We start from the raw sequence: 18,007 nt of genomic DNA, 5'->3' as shown, positions 1-18,007 counted from the left end.
GCTTGGTTGTTGTTCTGAAACGCTCGATGTGACTCTTGACCGCCCTGGCCAGCACAGGCGACATCGGAACGAAGCGCTCCTTGTCTAGTATCACTCTGGCGGATGGGGTGAACATCAAGGAGCTGTCCGAGTACCTGGGGCACTACGATCCAGGGTTCACGTTGCAGATGGATACCCCTATGCTGCCGTCGTCCTACGACCGGGCGCGGCAGGCTGTCGATCGGCGGCTGGCGCGACTTGCGCGGCGGCTGACGGAGCAGTCACGGAGCAGGACGGAAATCAACCGGGTGCCCTGTTCAGCGCGGTCGGGCGGATGCGAGGGCCCGGACTTGCGATCGGGCAGGCACGTCACGAGACAGGCGGGAGGTCCCGGAGCGCGGGGGCAGCCTGGACGAGAGCGGCGTGGGTCAGCGCCTGCGGATAGTTGCCGAGATGCTCGCCGGTCTTGGGGTCCATCTCCTCGGCGTACACGACCAATCAGTCTTTGTGGTCCTTGAGCTTCGGAGGAGTCGCAGATCGCATACTTGCCGAACCAGACACGCACGCGGTGCCTGGGCGCCGTGGGGCTGATGGTCAGGTGAGGATGTGGTTCAAGAAGCCGGTCAGCTGGGTGGAGAACGGGGAGCGGCGGCTCGGGTCTGTGGTGTCGTTGACGGTGTCCCAGCCGTGCCCGGCGGCGGCTGGGAGCGCGACGAACTGGACCACTCCGGGACGGGCCTGCTGTAGCAGCGCGCGGACCTGGGCCAGTGGGCTGCTGCGGTCGTCGGGCGCATCGGCGACGAGCAGCGGTACGCCGACGCGGCCGATCGCCTTCTGTGCCGTGAGCCCGTCGCCGAGTGGGAACTCGAACAGCGCGGGCGACAGCGCGACACAACCGTCGACTTTCACCGCGGCGCATGCCCCGATCGCGACCGAGCCGCCGAGCGAGGCGCCGACGACCGCGACCTTGCGCGCACCTTGTCGACGCAGCTCGGCGACCGCGGTCTGCACGTCAGCCACATGCCGGCTGCCCTTGTCGCCGCCCGGGCAGGTCGACTTGCCGTCGCACCGCCGGTCGAAGAGGAGCACGTGGAAGCCCTGTTGGGCGAGGATTCCGCCGTACTCGAACCAGCCGCAGATACCGTTGTCCGTCTGATGCAGCATCACCACACCGCGTGGGCCTGAACCCAGTGACACTGAGTTGAGACGGACCCCGTCGGTGGCTGCGAGCATGGACTCGCGGACCGTGACCCCTGCCGGGGCGGCTTGACCGCAGTCCGCCTCCGTCGTGGTGCTGGGCGTCGGCGTGGGTGTCGGCGTCTGCGTGGGTGTCGCTGAGACAGACGCGTACGGCACATCGGTTGGCGCCGTCGATCCGGCGCCGGACGTGTTCGAGCAGGCCGCGAGCAGCGTCGCGATCACCATGATTGGAGTCAGCAGCTTCACGGACGCCACGATGCCGTGATCGAGGTCCACCTGGCGAGTGTCTCCACCCCTCACGCGACGTCCGCTTGACAACGGTGGCTAGGTGGAACCAGCGGACCGCGGCCCCAAAGGGTGTGGTTCTCATGGATCTCCAGTTCGGCAAGGACCCGGCGCGAGACCGAGGTCCTCGCGCTGGTCGCCCAAGGACTGTCCAACCAGGCGATCGCCAGCCGGTTGCACCTCACCGAAGGCACGGTGAAGTCCCACCTGGCCCGCGTCTACACCAAACTCGGCGTCGACTCCCGCACCGCCGCCGTAGCCACCGCCACTACCCTCGGCCTCATCCGCCGCTAGCGATCGTTGCGATCGATCGATCACGGAAAGCCGTGTGGATGTGAAGTATCTTGGGTTCCGATGTGCCAGAGCGAGATCAGTTGGAGATTGGGGACGTGATGCCGGGCCGGTCCGAGCGGTTGTCATCCGCGACGCAGCACGAGGGTGCGGAGGGCGGATACCGTCCCGGGTACGAGATCGCGGCCGAGCGGATTCTCGAGTACGTCGTCCGGGAACGCCTCGCGCCGGGCGACCGGTTGCCGACCGAGAAGGATCTCGCGGCGGCAATCGGGATGTCCCGGACCATCGTCCGGGAGGCGGTCAAGATCCTGTCCGCGCTAGGCCGGCTCTCGGTGCAGATGGGCCGCGGCATCTATGTGGCCGAGCCGGAGGCGGCCTTGTGGCGGGAGTCCTTGTCGCACTTCCTGCCGACCGATCTCGGTCAGGTCGAGGAGATCTTCGAGTTCCGTCGCTTCGTGGAGACGAAGACGACCGAGCTGGCCGCGCAGCGGGCCACTCCGGCCCAGGTGCGGGCGCTGCGTGAGGCGGCACAGCTCACGGTGGCGGCTGCGGACGATGGCGACCTCGAGGCGTTCAACCGGGCCGACGAAGCGTTCCACGGCGCGATCGGAGACGCGTCGTCCAACATGTTCCTGTCGGCGAGTGTCGACTCCGTTCAGCGGCTCCAGCGACAGATCAGCGTGATCGGCCTGGCGGGCGTGGCCGGAGGCTCGACGGTCGTGGCCGCAGGGCAGCATTCTGCGATCGCTGACGCGATCGGGTCGGGTGACGAGCAGTTGGCGGTGGCGCTGATGGTCGAGCACATCGACACGACGCTCGAGCAGTTCAAGCAGGAGATCCACAGCCGGCTCTTCCCCGCGGGCGGCACCGCCTGACCGGCTGCCAGGCGATGCCCGTCCGCTGCCGCTGAGCTACCTGCCGTTGACCGCGACCTCGAGCAGGTCGATCGCCGGTCCGTTCGATCCGCCGTCGAAGGTCAACCTGACGTACTGGCCCTGCGCGTTCAACGGGTACTGGTTGTAGACGCCGAAGTACGCCTGCCCGGTCGGCCCGTTGATCGTGCTGACGTCGGTCCAGCTCACTGCGTCGACGCTGGTCTGGACCTTGATCGTCTTGGGAGTGTTCAGGTACCGCTGGTCCAGCGTGTTGAAGGTCAGCTGGAGGTTCGACAGCGCTGCGTTCGCCGGCAGCTTGAACTGGATCCAGGTCGGCGTACCGGCCGCGACGGACCATTTCGCGCTGTCGTAGTGCGTGGCGTCGATCGTCCTTCCGTCGGTCAGGTTCGCAGTCGCCTCCTGCGCGTTGCCGGCGGTGACCTCCGCGGACGTCGCGAGGTTGCGATAGGGCTGCAGGTCCAGGAACACCCGGTTGCTCGTGACGGTCCTGCCGTTCACGGTGACGTCCGCCCAGACGACTCCTCTGGTGAGCCGGTCGACCCGCGGTGTGCCGATCTTGTTCTTGGCGAACGTGAAGGTGCTGACCTCCTTGATCGCGACCGGCGTGTAGCTGTCGCCGCCGGCCAGGTCCACGATCCCGCCGTGCCAGGTGATCCGCGCGGCACCGAGCCCGATCGGGCCGCCCTTCGCCGAGCGGCCCTCGAGTTGGTAGCGGAGCCCGTCGTTCAGGCCGAACTCGCCGTACGCCTCCTTCCCGTCGATCCGCAGGAACGCGCCGAGCAGGTCGTCGCCGACGGAGACGACGCCACCCGTGACCCGGACCTTCAAGGTGTCCGACCTGGTGACACCCTCATGGGTGCCGGTCACCGTGATCGTCGTCGAGCCGTTGGAGACAGGAGTCACGATTCCGGCCGACGTGACCGCGGCGACGGCCGGATCGGCGCTGCGGTAGCGGATTCCCGAAAGGCTCGCCTTCAGGGCCGGGAACGTCATGTATCCCTCGGACCTGATCCGTAGCACGCCCGGCGCAAGTTGCTGTCCGGACGCGACGACGTTGGTCAGCGTGTACTTGCGTGCCGTGTTGTCGGTGACGATCTTGATGATCGTGTCGATCGGATCCTCGTCGACGTCGGCGAGGTCGATCGTCAGGCTGTCGCCGGTCTGGCTGAACGAGGTGACCGGGCGGTTCTGGTTCAGCCAGGTCACCGAGGTGACCCGGTCCTTGACGGGGCTGATGGTGAGGGAGCGTCCGGCGATGGCGTCGAAGCCCCTCTTGCCGTCCGGTCCCTTGACGACATGCAGGTAGATGTTGTTGTCGCGGGCGGTCGCGTAACCCCATTGCGGACCGGTGGTGCTGTTCGGGAAGGCGAACTTCTCGTAGTTCCCGCGCCCGTCGTCCTGGTAGCCGTAGCCGGCCAGGAAGTACGGCGTCGTACCGGTGGTCGCCTCGTGCCGCTCGGGCAGTCCGGTTGGCGCGAACCAGTCGGCCAGGTGTTCGCGGACGTCGATGAACTCCTGCACGCCCTTCGGGTACCTGGTGGCGATCTCGGTGGGGGAGTGCCAGTTGGGGCCGCGACTGTCGATCACCGACTGGTCGTTGTTGTCGACGTACCCGCGGCCCGCGTTCATGATCATCTCTTTGGTGACCTGGCGGAAGTCGTCGCGCTGGCCGTAGTACGGCGACACCTGGTTCTTGGTGCGAATCATCTTCCACGGCTCCATCGGCGTCCGCTTGACCAGGTGGTTCGCGCCGGCGTTGGAGTAGATACCGGACGCCTCGCCGGTCCTCAGGTCCGGGTCGCCGTACTCCTCACCCCACGCGTTCGAGTCGATGACGATCTCGTCGCTGTGGTCGCGGACGGCGCTGTACATCACGTCGTAGTTCGCGTTGGGCATCGCCTGCGGACCGTCGAAGTACAGGTACGCCGGGTCGTAGCGCCCGATCAGGTCCTCGACGTTCTGCACGAACACGTCGGTCGAGTAGTGCTGCAGCCCGCCGCCCTCGGTGGCGTAGTACAGCCCGAACTTCATGCCGTACCGCTTCACTGCCTGCTCGTACTGCTTCAGGCCGTCGACCACCTGGCCGGTGCTGTCCTTGGGGAGGTAGAGCTGCCGGATGTGCTTCGGGTCGGCGAACTTGGACGGCCAGAAGTAGTTCTGCTGCAGGGCCTCGATCGACACCAGCGAGTGGCCCTGACGCTTCGCCCGGGCCGCCCAGAGGTCGACCGAGTAGTTCGGATCGACGAAGTAGTCGTACGTCGGGGTGGCGTGGGTCAGCGCACCGACCCGGCCTTCCTCGAACCACTTGTTCGGCCGTTCCTTCACGGTTGTCGTGAAGGTCTTCGTCGCGCTGCTTCCCGCGCTGTCGGTGACCTGGACGGTGAAGTGGTAGTCGCCGGTCGCGGCGGCTCCGCTGATGATGCCCTTCGTGCTGTTGAGGTCGGGCTTCCCGTTCGTGAGCCCGTCCGCGATCGTGCCGTCGGGGTTGAGTTCCAGTCCGTCCGGCAAGCGGCCGTCGACGATCTTCCAGGTGTAGCCGGGCTGACCTCCGCCGGCCATGAACTGGAACGCCGACGCGGCCACGCCGTGGTTCGCCGTTCGGGTCGACTTGTTCCAGACGTACGGCCATTCCTTGTAGCCGGTGGGCATGGTGTTCCGCGGCAGCGGAGTGCGGACCGGGTCTGCGGTCGACAGTCCCTGCGAGACGATCTTCAACGACTCGGACGGTCCGGCCACCGAGTTCGCCAGCCCGCTCACGGCGTTGCCGCTCTGATCCGCGACCCTGCCGTAGAACCCCAGGTAGGCGACGTTCTGGTCCTTCGCGATCGGTACGCCGTTCGCGTTCAGGTCCTCGGTGTAGGTGTGCTTGATCTGGATCATCAGCTTGTTCCAGCCCTGCTTCAGGTGCACGGCCTGTTTCGTCAGGTCCTTCTGCACCTCGACCGGTGTGCTCGGCGCCGTCAGGCAGCGGTCGTTCACGTAGATGCGGTACGAGCCGCTGGCGCCGACGTCGAAGAAGGCGTCCTTCGCCTCCGGGCTGTAGACGTAGGTGCTCGCGTAGACGTACTTGTTCCGCGTGTCGACGCCCTTCTTGACCGAGTAGTACCCGTACAGGTCCTGGTAGTCGTCGTAGTTGCGGTTGTAGATGCGGTCGTCGAAGTACTCCCAGGCGTGGTTCTCACCGCCGAACCCGAACGGGGCGCCCAGCTCGGGCGTGATCGGGTTCTTCCCGTCGACGGGCCCCGGGCGGTCGTACACCTCGACCTCCGACAGACCGGTGATCGACGGGTACGGCGTACGTCCCTTGTCGATCTCGATCTTCATCCCGACGACGTTCGACAGCCCAGGATCCGCCGAGTACACCGTCGGCGCGGACGGACTGGAGGATGTGCTGTTCACCTGGCCCGATTCGACGGAGCTGCCGTCGGCGAGCGTGAAGGTCAGGTGGTACCAGTTGTTGACATGGCGCCCGTCGCCCCACTGGGCGATGCGTACCTCGTTCAACGAGATCGGGGTGTTCCAGCTGAAGTTCACCCACGGACTCGAGTCGTTCTCCGTGACCCACTGCTTGCTGGTGCTCCCGTCCACCAGGTTGGCCACGGGATTCGTCGCGAGCGTCGATGACGACGCCGTGATGCCGGACGCCCGCGGGGCCTGGTTCACGACCTCTCCGACCTCACATTCGTAGGTCTTGTCGGCCACGGGCGAGCCGAACGGTCCCGACACCAGCCAGGAGTTGATGAACGGGGCACTTCCCGGGACCTGCTGCGCGGACGCCGTCGTCCCTGGCGGTCCGAGGAGGAATGCGGTGGCGAGGACCGCCGCGACGGCCAGTAGTGCCGTGGATCTTCTGCGCCTCACTGTCGAGCTCCTTGGGTTGGGCGAGTCTCAGTTGACGTTATGAATCTGATTCTTCGGCGTCCGGCGAAGGGTGGGTCCTGCTACCGAGTTGGCTGTCGACCCCACGTCTGAGGGCATCCAGGTGCGACGAGTATGGCGAGGCTCCTCTCTTGCGTCAACACTATGGATCTGCTCTAATGACCGAACTGCAGCCAAATAGATCTGAACTATTTTGCTCCAGCGGGTACCGCTCTCCCGATCTGAAGGACGACATGCGAATCACTGATGTGACCTTGGACCTGGTGGACCTGCCGGCGCAGCCGCCCTTTCGGTGGCGTGCCGGGCTGCCCGGCTCGGAGGGGCCGGCGGTGGGCGGCATCCTGCGTATCCACACCGACGAGGGGCTGACCGGTGAGGCCAGGACGCGGCGCGGACGCATCGTGGCCGACCTGGTGGACCGTCGCATCCGACCCGACCTGATCGGTGCCGATCCGCTGTGGCGAGAGCTGTTGTGGCATCGGTTGTGGGAGCTGGACCGGATCGAGGAGCTGCCGATCTACGCTCTCGGCCTGGTCGACGTGGCGTTGTGGGATCTGGCGGGGAAGGCCGCGGGTTTGCCGGTTCATCAGCTGCTGGGGACGTTCCGGGACGCGATTCCCGCCTACGCGAGCACGGTGACGTTCTCGTCGGTGGACGAGTACCTCGACGTCGCCGACCAGTGCCTGGAGGCGGGCTACAAGGCGATCAAGCTGCATGCCTGGGGCGATGCGCGTGCGGACGCGGAGTTGTGCCAGAAGCTGCGGGCGCACGTGGGCGACGACGTACCGCTGATGTTCGACGGTTCCGCGGGCTTCGATCTCACCGACGCCGTGTACGTCGGGAGGGCGCTGTCGGAGGTCGGCTACACCTGGTACGAGGAGCCGATGCGCGAGTTTGGTGTGACGGCGTACCGCCGGCTCGCCGAGCGTGTCGACGTACCGCTGCTGGTCGCCGAGACCTCCGACGGCGCGCACATGAACGTTGCGGACTTCATCACCGCCGGTACGGCGGGCTACGTGCGGACCAGCGCGCAGTACAAGGGCGGCATCACCGGCGCGATGCGGATCGCGCATCTCGCGGACAGCTTCCAGCTCCGCGCCGAGGTGCATGGCTCCGACATCGTCAACGCGCACCTGTGCATGGCGATCCCCAACACCTCGTACTACGAGTCCCTCGTCTATTCCAACCCGGTCGCACGGGAACCGGCCGTCGGCCCGGACGGCCTCGTCCGTGCGCCCACCACACCCGGCATCGGATACGAGTGACGAACCCCGGCGACGCCGCTGCCTCAGCATCCGCGCGCCGAACCCTACGAAGGAGACAAGATGCGTACACGACTGCGTACCAAGCAGTCCGTGCTGGTGGCCACTGTTGCCGCGTGGGCTCTGGCCCTCGCGGGGTGCACGGCCAGCGGTGCGGAGCCCTCCGGTTCCGGCGACAAGGTCACACTGACCTTCCTCGTTTCCGAAACGCCGAACCTCACGCCGAAATACTGGGACGACGCGATCGCTCGTGCATCCGAGAAGGTGCCGGGCGTCACGATCAAGAAGGTCGTCGGCGAGAACACCCCGGCCTACGCGCAGCAGCTGTTTGCGTCAGGTCAGGCGCCTGACATCTTCGCAACAGGGATCGCGAACGGCCTTGCGCAGAAGGGCATGCTCGCCGAGTACACCCGCGACGAGATGGAAAAGGCCGGAATCACCGACTTCACGTCGGGCACGATCAACGGCAAGTTCTACGGCATCGCAGGTGGTGCGCAGGCGATTCCGGTCGTGTACTACAACAAGGAACTCTTCGCGAAGGCGGGCATCAGCGACGCGCCGAAAACCTACTCGGAGCTGCTCGCTGACTGCGCGAAGTTGAAGGCGGCCGGCATCGCCCCGTTCGAAATCGGTGGCGGCGGCAAAGACACTTGGGCGACCGTCTTCGCGCTGGCGTCTGCGGTTGCCGCTGACGTCCTCACCGTTGACCCGGACTGGTTCCTCAAACGAACGAAGGGCGAGGTGAAGTTCACCGACCCCGCGTTCGTCGCCGCGGCGAAGAAGGTGCAGGACCTGACCCAGAACGGGTATGGCGACAAAGACGCGATGACGCGCTCCTACGCTGACCTCGAACAGGCGTTCCTCGGGGGCAAGGCGGCGATGTACCCGATGGGCTCGTGGTTTTCCGCCGCCGCTGACAAGGCAAAGCGGACCGACATCGGTGTCTTCGGCTGGCCGAGCGATGCCGGCAAGGCGGCCTTCCCGACAGTCAGCGGCTCGGGAATGAACGTGAATGCGAAGTCGAAGAACGTGGAGCTCGCCAAGAAATGGTCGTTGGCATTCGCTACCGACAAGCAAAACCTGGACCTGGGAGTCATCACCGATGGGAATATCGTGACGGTCAAGGACTACAAGTTCCCAGGCAACGTCGGCGCGGTCTACAAGGAAACGGTGAGTGCCTACGACGCCGCTGTCGCAGCCAATGCGACGGTTCCCGCCTGGGCCAATATCACCGGTGACGGCGCATTGCCGCCGGGATTCTCTGACCTGATGACCGCGGCGAATGTCGATCTGCTGACAGGCAAGAAGACTCCTGAACAGTTCGCACAGTACCTCGACCAGCAATACGCTGCGGCGCAAAAGTAGCCGCATGCACAAGCAGAAGAGGCGGCGCTTTCCGCCGCGCAATCCCCTTCATTTCCTCTTGTTTGCGCTCCCCGGCGCCGTGCTCTACACGGTGTTCGTCCTCTGGCCACTGCTGGTCGCGCTCTGGTCGAGTTTCACCAACGAGGATGCGTACCGAACCACCACGTCGTTCGTGTGGTTCGACAACTATGGTCGGCTGTTCACCGATCCGGCCTACTTGCACACGCTCCGGAACACGGTGATCCTTGCCCTCATCTGCATCGTTGTGCCGAACGCGCTCGGCCTTGGGATCGCCGTTCTGCTCGACCGCGTCGGCTGGGTGTTCAACGTGCTGCGTGCGGTGTTCTTCATTCCGGTCATCTTGTCGTCGGTGGTCGTCGCGGTGATCTGGCAACAGCTGCTGAAAGACGACGGGTTGGTCAACACGTCGCTGCGCTCGTTCGGGGTCACCAACCCACCCGGATGGCTCTCTGATCCGTCGCTTGCGCTCTACAGCGTTGGGTGGATTGCCGCATGGCAGGCGGTGGGTACCTGCGTCGTCCTGTACCTTGCCGGGCTGCAGAGCATTCCGAAGGAACTACTCGAGGCCGCATCGATCGACGGTGCCGGGCCCCTCAGGCGCTTCCGCACCATCACCTGGCCACTGCTTGCCCCATCCGTCACGATCATGACTGTCTTGTCGATGATCGGCGGATTCAAGATTTACGACCAGGTCAAAGTCATGACGAACGGCGGGCCGGGCGTCGGCACGACCTCGACGCTCGCGTTCGACGTCGTACGAACCGGTATCGACGCCGGTTCGGTGGGCTACGGTGCCGCGAAGGCCGCTGTCATGTTCTTCATCATCGCTGCGATCTCGTTGCTCTCCATTCGGATCATGCGCAGCAGGGAGGTGGACCTGTGACCGCGGACGCCGGCATCAGTAGCCGGACGGGCGGTGGCAAAAGCGCCGTCAGTACCGGCCGCACCCGCCGCGGGCGTCGGCAGATCAACAGCCGGATCAACAACCAGATCGACGCCGGTCGCGCGGGGCCGACGCGCTCGCTGATCGCGCTGATCTTGACCGGTCTCTTCATCTACCCGATCTACCTCGTGGTCCTGAATGCGTTCAAGACGCAGGAGAACATCTACAGGTACCCGGGCTTACCAACCATGCCATTGACCTGGCAAAACTTCGTCGATGTCCTCGCCCGCCCCGACAGACTGTTCTGGACCGGCCTGATCAACAGTGTTCAAATCACCGTCGTCGGCACCCTGCTGTCGACCATGATCGCTGCGATGATGGCGCATTACATGGTGCGGTCAACCGGATGGTTCGCCAAGATGCTGTGGGTCATCATTCCACTCGGCCTCATGATTCCGCCCGCCACGACGTTGCTCCCGTTGCTTCGCATGATGCGAGATTTTGGGTTGATCGGCTCGGTGTTCGGACTGATCGTGCTGTACGTGGCCGGTAGCCTGCCGTTCGGTGTGCTGGTGTTCACCGGCTTCATGCGAACCATCCCGAAAGAGCTCGAAGAGGCCGCGGCGATGGATGGGGCCGGACCGATCCGTACGTTCTGGTCGATCGTGTTCCCGCTGTTGCGGCCGGCGGGCGCGAGCGTCATCATCTTCGTTGCAGTCGGTCTGTGGAACGACTTCATCACTCCGTTGATCATTCTTGGCCCGGCCAACGGAAGCACCATCACGGTCGGCATGTACCGCCAAATCAGCGAACACGTCTCGAACTACGGCGCGGTGTTTGCCTACATGGTGCTCGCCACGATTCCGATTCTCATCCTGTTCGTCTTCCTGCAGAAATACTTTGTGAAGGGACTGCTCAGTGGCGCAGCAAAAGGATAACGGTGTCCGCACCACGGCGCGAGGTATCCGTCGTGCCGTGGCCTCCATCGCCAACGGGTGACCCCGCTCACGGATCCTTCAGGAGCAGCGCATGACCACGACAGTTCATGTCGTCTTCAAGACCCACCTCGATCTCGGGTTCACCGACACCGCCGCGGCCGTCACCGAGCGCTACGTGCACAGCTACTTGCCGCGGGCGATTCAGCTGGCGGCCGAGCTCCGGCGCCGCAACGGTCCCGCGCGCTTCGTCTGGACCACCGGGTCCTGGCTTGTTCACGAGGCGCTGCGACTCGGCAGCCCACAGGAGCGGCAGGCCCTGGAAGCGGCGATCGAGCTGGGCGATGTCGCCTGGCACGGGCTGCCGCTCACCACACACACCGAACTGATGGACGCCGGCTTGCTCGAGCACGCCATCGGGATCGGGCGTCGGCTGGACGACCGGTTCGGCCGTCACACGATCGCCGCGAAGCTCACCGACGTTCCGGGGCACACCATCGGACTTGTTCCGTACCTGGAACGGGCCGGTCTGCAGTTTCTGCACATCGGCGTCAACGCTGCCTCCGCCGTTCCCGAAGTCCCTGAGTTCTTCGTCTGGCGGGCACCGGACGGCAGCGAGGTCGTGGTCAACTACGCGCAGGACTACGGCACGAGCGGACTCGCCGTCGCCGTCGCTCCTGGCGGCACCGACGCGCTGCATCTTGCCCATACCGGAGACAACCTCGGTCCGCCGCCGCTGGCCGAGATCGAAGAGCTGTTCCAGGGGCTGCAGGCGAATTACCCAGGCGCCCGGATCGTGGCCTCGACCCTCGACCAGTTCGCCCAGGCCGTCCTCGCAGCGCGGGCAGAACTACCGGTGGTGACCGATGAAATCGGTGACTCATGGATCCACGGAGCCGCGAGTGATCCGATCCAGACGGCGCGGCTACGGGCATTGCTGCGGCTCCGGAGCCGGTGGGTCGGGTCCGGCGAACTGGTACCCGGCAGGCCGGAGTGTGACGACTTCAGCGACGGCCTGCTGCTGATTCCCGAGCACACGTGGGGCAAGGATCTGAAGACCTACCTGCCTGACTACGGCCATTATGACAAGGCAGCCTTCCAACGTGCGCGGACGGCCGACGTTGTCGACGTGGCTGCGAATCCGGCCGGCACAAGAGGCTACTCGTGTCCACGCATGGACAGGCCGCGGCCGACCTATGGGGACTTCGAGGAGTCCTGGGCCGAGCAGCGTGCTCATGTATCGCGCGCCTTGGCAGCGCTGCCGGCCGCGCTGCTGGCCGAGGCTGCCGCGGCGATCGCGGGCAGCTCACCAGGAGCGGAGCATGGCCGACCCGACGCCGAGGTGCCGATCGACCCGGGCGTGGAACATGCCGTCGGCAACTATCGCGTGACATTCGGCGGGGACGGTGCCCTGATCGGACTGGTCGACGGGACAGGTACGTCGTGGGCCGGGCCGGACAACCCGCTGGCCGGCTACCGTTACCACACGTACGACGAACGCGATGAGCAGCGCTGGTTGAGCGAATACACCCGGCACCTCGATCGCCACGGCGAGTGGGCCGTCCCCGACTTCAGTAAGCCGGGGCTGGCAATCGCCGAGCGGCTGCCGGGGCGCACCTTCACTCCGCAAGTTGTCGCGGCGGCACGGCGTGACCTGTCAGACGGCTCGGTTGTGACACTACGGCTGGAGCTTGCGGCGGAGGCATGCGAAACGTGGGGCGGCGCTCGCGACATCCGGCTGAGCTATCGATTCCCGGCCTCGTCCGCACCGATCGAGATCACCCTTGACCTGTGCGACCGCGATGCATCCAGGCTGCCGGAGGCCAGTTGGCTGGGCTTCCGCCCGCTGACCGGGCCCGGTGACTGGCGGCTGACCAAGATCGGCACCGAGGTCGACCCACGGGCGGTCGTCCGAAGCGGCAACCGAACTATGCACGGAGTCGACCAGGTCTCGCACCGCGGCGCCGGCCGATTCCTCCTTCAGCCACTGGACTCGCCTGTGGTCGCGGTGGGACGGCCCGCACTGCTCCAGTTCGACAACCGCGTCGCCGAGCCGGACGACGGCATCTACGTCAATCTGCACAACAACGTGTGGGGCACCAACTTCCCGATGTGGTTCGACGACGACACCAGGTTCCGGTTCCTGGTTACGACTGATGCGACGACGGAGGCACCGTGAAGAGCTTACGGAGAATGCGCTACGGCTTGCTCGCGGCTGTGACCGCGCTCGGTCTCGCCGCAGGTAGCGGCGCGCTGTCTCAGCCGCGCGCGGAGGCGGCGCAGACCGGCGGTACCGCGCCGTACCTGAATCAATGGGTGGTGTCCGGTCCGTTCGCCGACGCCGGAGCGATCGGCAAGGAGACCTCCGGCTGGCAGTACTTCGACGACCGGATCTTCAACCGGAACTACGACGACTACAACGACTTGATGGGGTACTTCGACGTCAAGCGGGGGGAGTCGACCGTCGACAAGTGGGTGGCGGCGGCGAGCTACGTGTACAGCCCGGTCGCGCAGACCGTGCAGTGGCAGGTCGGCGGATCGGGGCGTTACCGGCTGTTCGCCAACGAGGTCGAGGCCGGGCGTCAGGACAGCGTCGTCGGCCGGGTCAGCAAGGCGGGCACGAAGTACCCGATCCAGCTGAACCAGGGCTGGAACCAGCTGCTCATCGAGATCCAGCACAAGAACCCCGGCAAGAACAAGAACTTCCTCGGCTTCTACACGAGGATCAGCGACGGCGTCGGCAACACCGTCCCCGGACTCACGTACTCGGTCAGCGGACCGAACGTGAAGGACCACCAGCTCGGGATCGTCACGAAGGGGCTGGACATCGACCGGCAGGCCTTCGCCGCGCGCAACGCGAAGGTCCCGGCGAACGACTACCCGTCGAACACCCTGCCGTACGCGTACGACGAGAACCCCTACGTCGGCATGGTGGCGACGATCGACGGCAACCGGAACACGTCGAGCATCGCCCCGCAGGCGGCGCCGTTCACGTTCCAGGCGGCCGGCGGAAGCCCCGGATACTCCTGGACGATCGCCGCCGGCCAGCTGCCGCCCGGCCTGACACTCGCCGCGGACGGTCATCTCGACGGCAAGGTCGCGGACGGCGCCCACGGCGTACAGCAGAAGGACTACGCGTTCACCCTGAAGGTCACCGACGCCGCCGGGGCCACCGCGACGAAGCCATACACGATCACGGTGAAGCAGAACCCGGTCGACTGGTTCATCGACGGGAAGATGTCGGCGCTGTCGCACACCACCGGCACGATGCCGAACCTGTACGACCCGAACTTCAACTACGACGAGTGGGCCCAGACGGCCAAAGAGATGGGTATGACCATGCTCTCGACCGAGAGCCTGCAGAACACCGTCTACTACTGGCCGTCGCCGAACGCGAACCTGACCCCGGCCAACTCGAACAAGCTCTACAAGTACGGCGCCCTGTTCCAGGCTCCGGACGGTAGCTGGCAGGTCAAGGACCGGGTGCAACAGGCCAAGGAGGCGGCCGAGCGCTACGGGCTGAAGTTCGGGGTCTACGTGTCGTCGTTGTATGAGGGATCCGAGATCCTCGAGAGCGACATCCAGGGCCTGGTCGAACGCTACGACCCCTGGTACGTCTTCGCCGACGGCGGTCCGGAGAGCTACTCGAACATCGACGTGGCGTGGAGCTCCGCGCGCAACTACAACGACCGGGTACTGATCGACGCGAACCCGAACGCGCAGACCGGCGACCAGGACATCACCCTGCACGAGCGCCCGTTCTGGAACGCCGAGCCGTACAACGAGGGCGGCTGGCGAACCGGGATCCTGCCGCAGGGCAGGAAGGTCGCGCACGAGGAGTGGAACGACCCCTACACGACGGCACTCGACGTGTGGACGCAATACGCCAAGGGCAATGAACGGGACGACTGGGGCGAGGCGACCAAGGAACTGATCAACCAGTACGGCCACGGCTACGTGATGAACTACGACTCGTCCATCACGGTGACCCGCGGCATGGACAACCTGAGCAGCAACCTGGACAACACGAACATCTTCTCGATGGTCCCGATCTCCTCGCAGCAGCTGTCGGACATGCGGGCGTCGATCGTGCGGTGGATGGACAACGGGTCCGGCCCCGATCTGCGCGAGTCGCTGTACGGAACCACGCCGTACACCATGGACTACGCGTTGAAGCCCGGCTGGTACACCGATCCGCAGAAGGCGATCGCCCACGGCCAGGGGCCTGACTGGGGTTACGCCATGTCCCGGGACCAGTACGTCTACCTGCACCTGATCAAGAACCAGATCGCGGGAACGGCGAAGACGGGCTTCGCCGGCCAAGCATCGATGAGTCACATCGGTCCCTTCGACCATCCGGTCAACCAGGTCGAGTGGCTGAACAAGGGCACGACACTGCCGTTCAGCACCGAGACGGAGAACGGCAAGTACTACGTCACGATCGACACGTCCGGTGTGACGGCGGATCCGATCGACACCGTCATCAAGATCCGGACCGACAGCCCGGTCCGGAAGTACAAGATGACGGGCGTCAAGCTCTTCAGCAGCCAGACCGCGGCCAACCACCTGCAGCTGCGGGCCGAGAGCTACATGAACAACTACACCAACGTCCTGGCGCCCGCGAAGCTCAAGTACACGAGCAGCAACCAGGGTGTCGCGACGGTGAGCGCGGCAACGGGCCTGGTCACGGCCGTCGCGGACGGCGCCGCGACGATCACCGTGACGGCGACGTACGACGACGGAGTGAATCCGGCGCAGGTCATGACCGACACGTACCCGGTCAAGGTACGAGCTCACAAGGTTGCGGCCGCCCTACCCCTGGTCGGCGTGAACCTGTTGACGAACGGCGCGCTGTTCTGGGGCCAGTTCTCGACCGACAAGGACGTACCGATCGCGTTCAAGGGCTTCAGCCGCAAGGGCGGCGAGACCGACATCCTCGACGCCACGAACGTCAAGTTCCACTACGCGACCGTCGACGGCCGACGGGACAATGCCGCGGGGAAGTTCGTGCTCACGGAGATTCCGGCAGACCAGTCGCCCTTCGTCGTGGAGGGCAACCGGATGCGGTTCACCCGGAAGGTCTCGGCCTCCACGATGTACAGCTACTGGGCCGACGTCACGGTCGGCGGAAAGACCTACACCTCGACCCGGAACTACATCACGCTGATCCCGGACGCCGATGTGGCGCGCGGGATCACGCCGAAGGCGACCAGCGACACCGGCAATGCCCGGCTGCTCTCCGACGGGACGATCAACGACGCGACCGGCGGCAACCTCGCGAAGTGGTCGGCGCCGGCGGGTGCGGACAATCCCAGCATCACCTACGACCTAGGCAGGATGCACGATCTCTCACGGGTCAACCTGTTCTTCAACCACCACATGCCGAACGCCGACAACGTCACCTACTACAACGTGCCGAAGAAGGTGAAGATCGAGTACAGCCAGGACGGTACGCACTGGACCGCCGGTCACGAGACGAACACCGTGTCGGGCGCCGGGCTGCCGACGGCCAGGAACACGCTGGCGGTGCCGGGCAGCGATACGACGCTGTACGGGTGGGAGCAGGACGGGCTGTACTACAACTACCCGGTCGATTCGGCCAAGCCCAGCGTGCACGCCCGGTACGTCAGAGTATCCTTTCCGGGCGGCGGTCAGGGCGGTAGCCCGGTCGACGTACTGGAAGCCCAGATCTTCTCGTTGCGGGACCTGACCGCCCTCGGCAGTCTCGAGTTGCAGCCGAAGACCGGGACGGACAACCGGACGGCGACGATCGATGTCCAGGGCTACTCCTTCCTGGGAGCGCCTCTCGACCTGAGAACCGCCGCCATCACGATCACCAGCGACAACCCGTCGGTGGTTGAGGTCGGCGCCGAGGGGGTTCTGTCGTCCGGCGCGGCGGGAAGGACGCGGATCTCCGTCTCCGCGGAGCTGGCCGGGTATCGCGCCGAGGACCATCTGTACGCCGACGTGGACACGGACGGGCGGATCTCGTTCCCCGCATTCCTGAAGCAGGCCAAGCTTGCGCTGAGCAACAGTTCCGTCAAGGTGAACGAGCCGGCCGTCGGTACGATCGAGGGAACGCTCAACACCGGCGCGAAGGCGAACCTGTCGCACGCGAAGGTCGAGTACGTTCTCAGCGACAGCAGACTGGCTGCGGTACCCGGCAGCAACACGATCGTGCTGAAGGAACCGATCCCCACCGGGTTCCAGGCCACGGCGAAGGCGATCGTGACGCTGGACGGGGTCGCCGTCGAGTCGAACACCGCGACGATCACGGCCCTCGCGGACAACATCGCGAGTACGGCGACGGTCACGGTGTCCTCGGTCCGTGACCGCAACGGCGTACCGGACGGCGACAACCAGGACGACCGCTACCTCGGGACGAAGGCGACGGACGCGAACAAGGCGACGTCGTGGGCGGCCAAGCAGTCCGACCGGAGCCCGTGGATCAAGCTGCAGTTCCCGGCTCCGGTCGAGCTCGACCGGGTCAATCTCGTCGACCGCGGTCACGAGGTCAACCAGATCGTCGAAGGCGTTCTGGAGTGGGAAGGTGGCAGCAAGAAGGTGACCGGTATCCAGTGGGACGGTCAGCCGGACAACGTCGTGAAGCTCGACGCCCCGGTGCGGACCAGCTGGGTGAAGTTCACCATCGACCCCGGCAGCGTCTACGCCAATCCGAGCGGGGCGGAATGCGGACTGGCCGAGTTCGGTGTGTACGAGGTGCCGCCGCCGAAGTCCGTCGTCGACTTCAGGCCGGTCGCCGTCGACACCGGGGTCGGCGAGCTCCCAGCGCTGCCCGGGCAGGTCGACGCCGTCTCCAGTGACGGCACCACCGGCCTGGTCGACGTGACCTGGGACCCGGTCACGGCGGACATGGTGGCCGCCCCGGGCTGGTTCACGGTCCGCGGCACGGTCACCGGAACGACCGCGAAGCCGACAGCCGTTGTCAACGTCGAAGCCCGCTGAGCGCACATCCAGTGCGGGCCGGTGCGGACCCGGGCCCGGGTC

The 18,007-nt window shown here is 65.6% G+C and carries 12 protein-coding genes; 9 read left to right on the top strand and 3 right to left on the bottom strand.

The window, feature by feature from the left end; all coding sequences use genetic code 11:
* Positions 1 to 348: 348 nt before the first annotated feature.
* Together ACWEOO_RS29530 and ACWEOO_RS29525 are read right to left on the bottom strand one after the other, a co-directional pair.
* The gene (locus tag ACWEOO_RS29530) at positions 349 to 471 is read right to left on the bottom strand and encodes a hypothetical protein (protein WP_452145809.1); all 123 of its coding nucleotides are present in this window, start codon (positions 469 to 471) and stop codon (positions 349 to 351) included.
* 102 nt (positions 472 to 573) lie between these two features.
* A complete protein-coding gene (locus tag ACWEOO_RS29525) occupies positions 574 to 1,143 on the bottom strand; it encodes an alpha/beta hydrolase (RefSeq protein WP_452145808.1) in 570 nt (189 codons plus the stop codon).
* A gap of 160 nt (positions 1,144 to 1,303) precedes the next feature.
* Between ACWEOO_RS29525 and ACWEOO_RS29520 the strand changes: the two genes are divergently transcribed.
* From ACWEOO_RS29520 to ACWEOO_RS29510, 3 genes are all read left to right on the top strand, one after another.
* A complete protein-coding gene (locus tag ACWEOO_RS29520; RefSeq protein WP_452145807.1) occupies positions 1,304 to 1,444 on the top strand; it encodes a hypothetical protein in 141 nt (46 codons plus the stop codon).
* A gap of 92 nt (positions 1,445 to 1,536) precedes the next feature.
* On the top strand, positions 1,537 to 1,758 hold the full coding sequence (locus ACWEOO_RS29515; protein WP_452145806.1) for a response regulator transcription factor: 222 nt from the start codon (positions 1,537 to 1,539) through the stop codon (positions 1,756 to 1,758).
* Positions 1,759 to 1,838: 80 nt separating this feature from the next.
* Complete coding sequence (locus ACWEOO_RS29510; protein WP_452145805.1) at positions 1,839 to 2,633, top strand: FadR/GntR family transcriptional regulator; 795 nt, start codon at positions 1,839 to 1,841, stop codon at positions 2,631 to 2,633.
* 36 nt (positions 2,634 to 2,669) lie between these two features.
* On the opposite strand, the gene ACWEOO_RS29505 is transcribed toward ACWEOO_RS29510, so the two are convergent.
* Positions 2,670 to 6,515 (bottom strand): discoidin domain-containing protein, encoded by a 3,846-nt coding sequence (locus ACWEOO_RS29505; RefSeq protein ID WP_452145804.1) that lies wholly within the window; start codon positions 6,513 to 6,515, stop codon positions 2,670 to 2,672.
* Positions 6,516 to 6,766: 251 nt separating this feature from the next.
* Here ACWEOO_RS29505 and ACWEOO_RS29500 point away from each other — a divergent pair, with 251 nt between their 5' ends.
* From ACWEOO_RS29500 to ACWEOO_RS29475, 6 genes are all read left to right on the top strand, one after another.
* Positions 6,767 to 7,798, top strand: a complete 1,032-nt coding sequence (locus ACWEOO_RS29500; protein ID WP_452145803.1) for an enolase C-terminal domain-like protein — start codon at positions 6,767 to 6,769, stop codon at positions 7,796 to 7,798.
* 60 nt (positions 7,799 to 7,858) lie between these two features.
* Positions 7,859 to 9,160, top strand: a complete 1,302-nt coding sequence (locus ACWEOO_RS29495; protein WP_452145802.1) for an ABC transporter substrate-binding protein — start codon at positions 7,859 to 7,861, stop codon at positions 9,158 to 9,160.
* Between the two features lie 4 nt (positions 9,161 to 9,164).
* Positions 9,165 to 10,064 carry a carbohydrate ABC transporter permease gene (locus ACWEOO_RS29490; protein WP_452145801.1) on the top strand — a complete coding sequence of 300 codons (900 nt, stop codon included), beginning with the start codon at positions 9,165 to 9,167 and terminating at the stop codon, positions 10,062 to 10,064.
* Positions 10,061 to 11,002 (top strand): carbohydrate ABC transporter permease, encoded by a 942-nt coding sequence (locus tag ACWEOO_RS29485; protein WP_452145800.1) that lies wholly within the window; start codon positions 10,061 to 10,063, stop codon positions 11,000 to 11,002. The genes ACWEOO_RS29490 and ACWEOO_RS29485 overlap by 4 nt, the downstream gene beginning before the upstream one ends.
* 91 nt (positions 11,003 to 11,093) lie before the next feature.
* Positions 11,094 to 13,178 carry a DUF5054 domain-containing protein gene (locus ACWEOO_RS29480; protein WP_452145799.1) on the top strand — a complete coding sequence of 695 codons (2,085 nt, stop codon included), beginning with the start codon at positions 11,094 to 11,096 and terminating at the stop codon, positions 13,176 to 13,178.
* The gene (locus ACWEOO_RS29475) at positions 13,175 to 17,965 is read left to right on the top strand and encodes a DUF7402 domain-containing protein (protein ID WP_452145798.1); all 4,791 of its coding nucleotides are present in this window, start codon (positions 13,175 to 13,177) and stop codon (positions 17,963 to 17,965) included. The genes ACWEOO_RS29480 and ACWEOO_RS29475 overlap by 4 nt, the downstream gene beginning before the upstream one ends.
* Positions 17,966 to 18,007: the final 42 nt, after the last annotated feature.

The sequence above is a fragment of the Kribbella sp. NPDC004138 genome, from assembly GCF_053603655.1.
The sequence above is the reverse complement of the archived record's forward strand: the minus strand, read 5'-3'. Positions and strand labels throughout refer to the sequence as shown.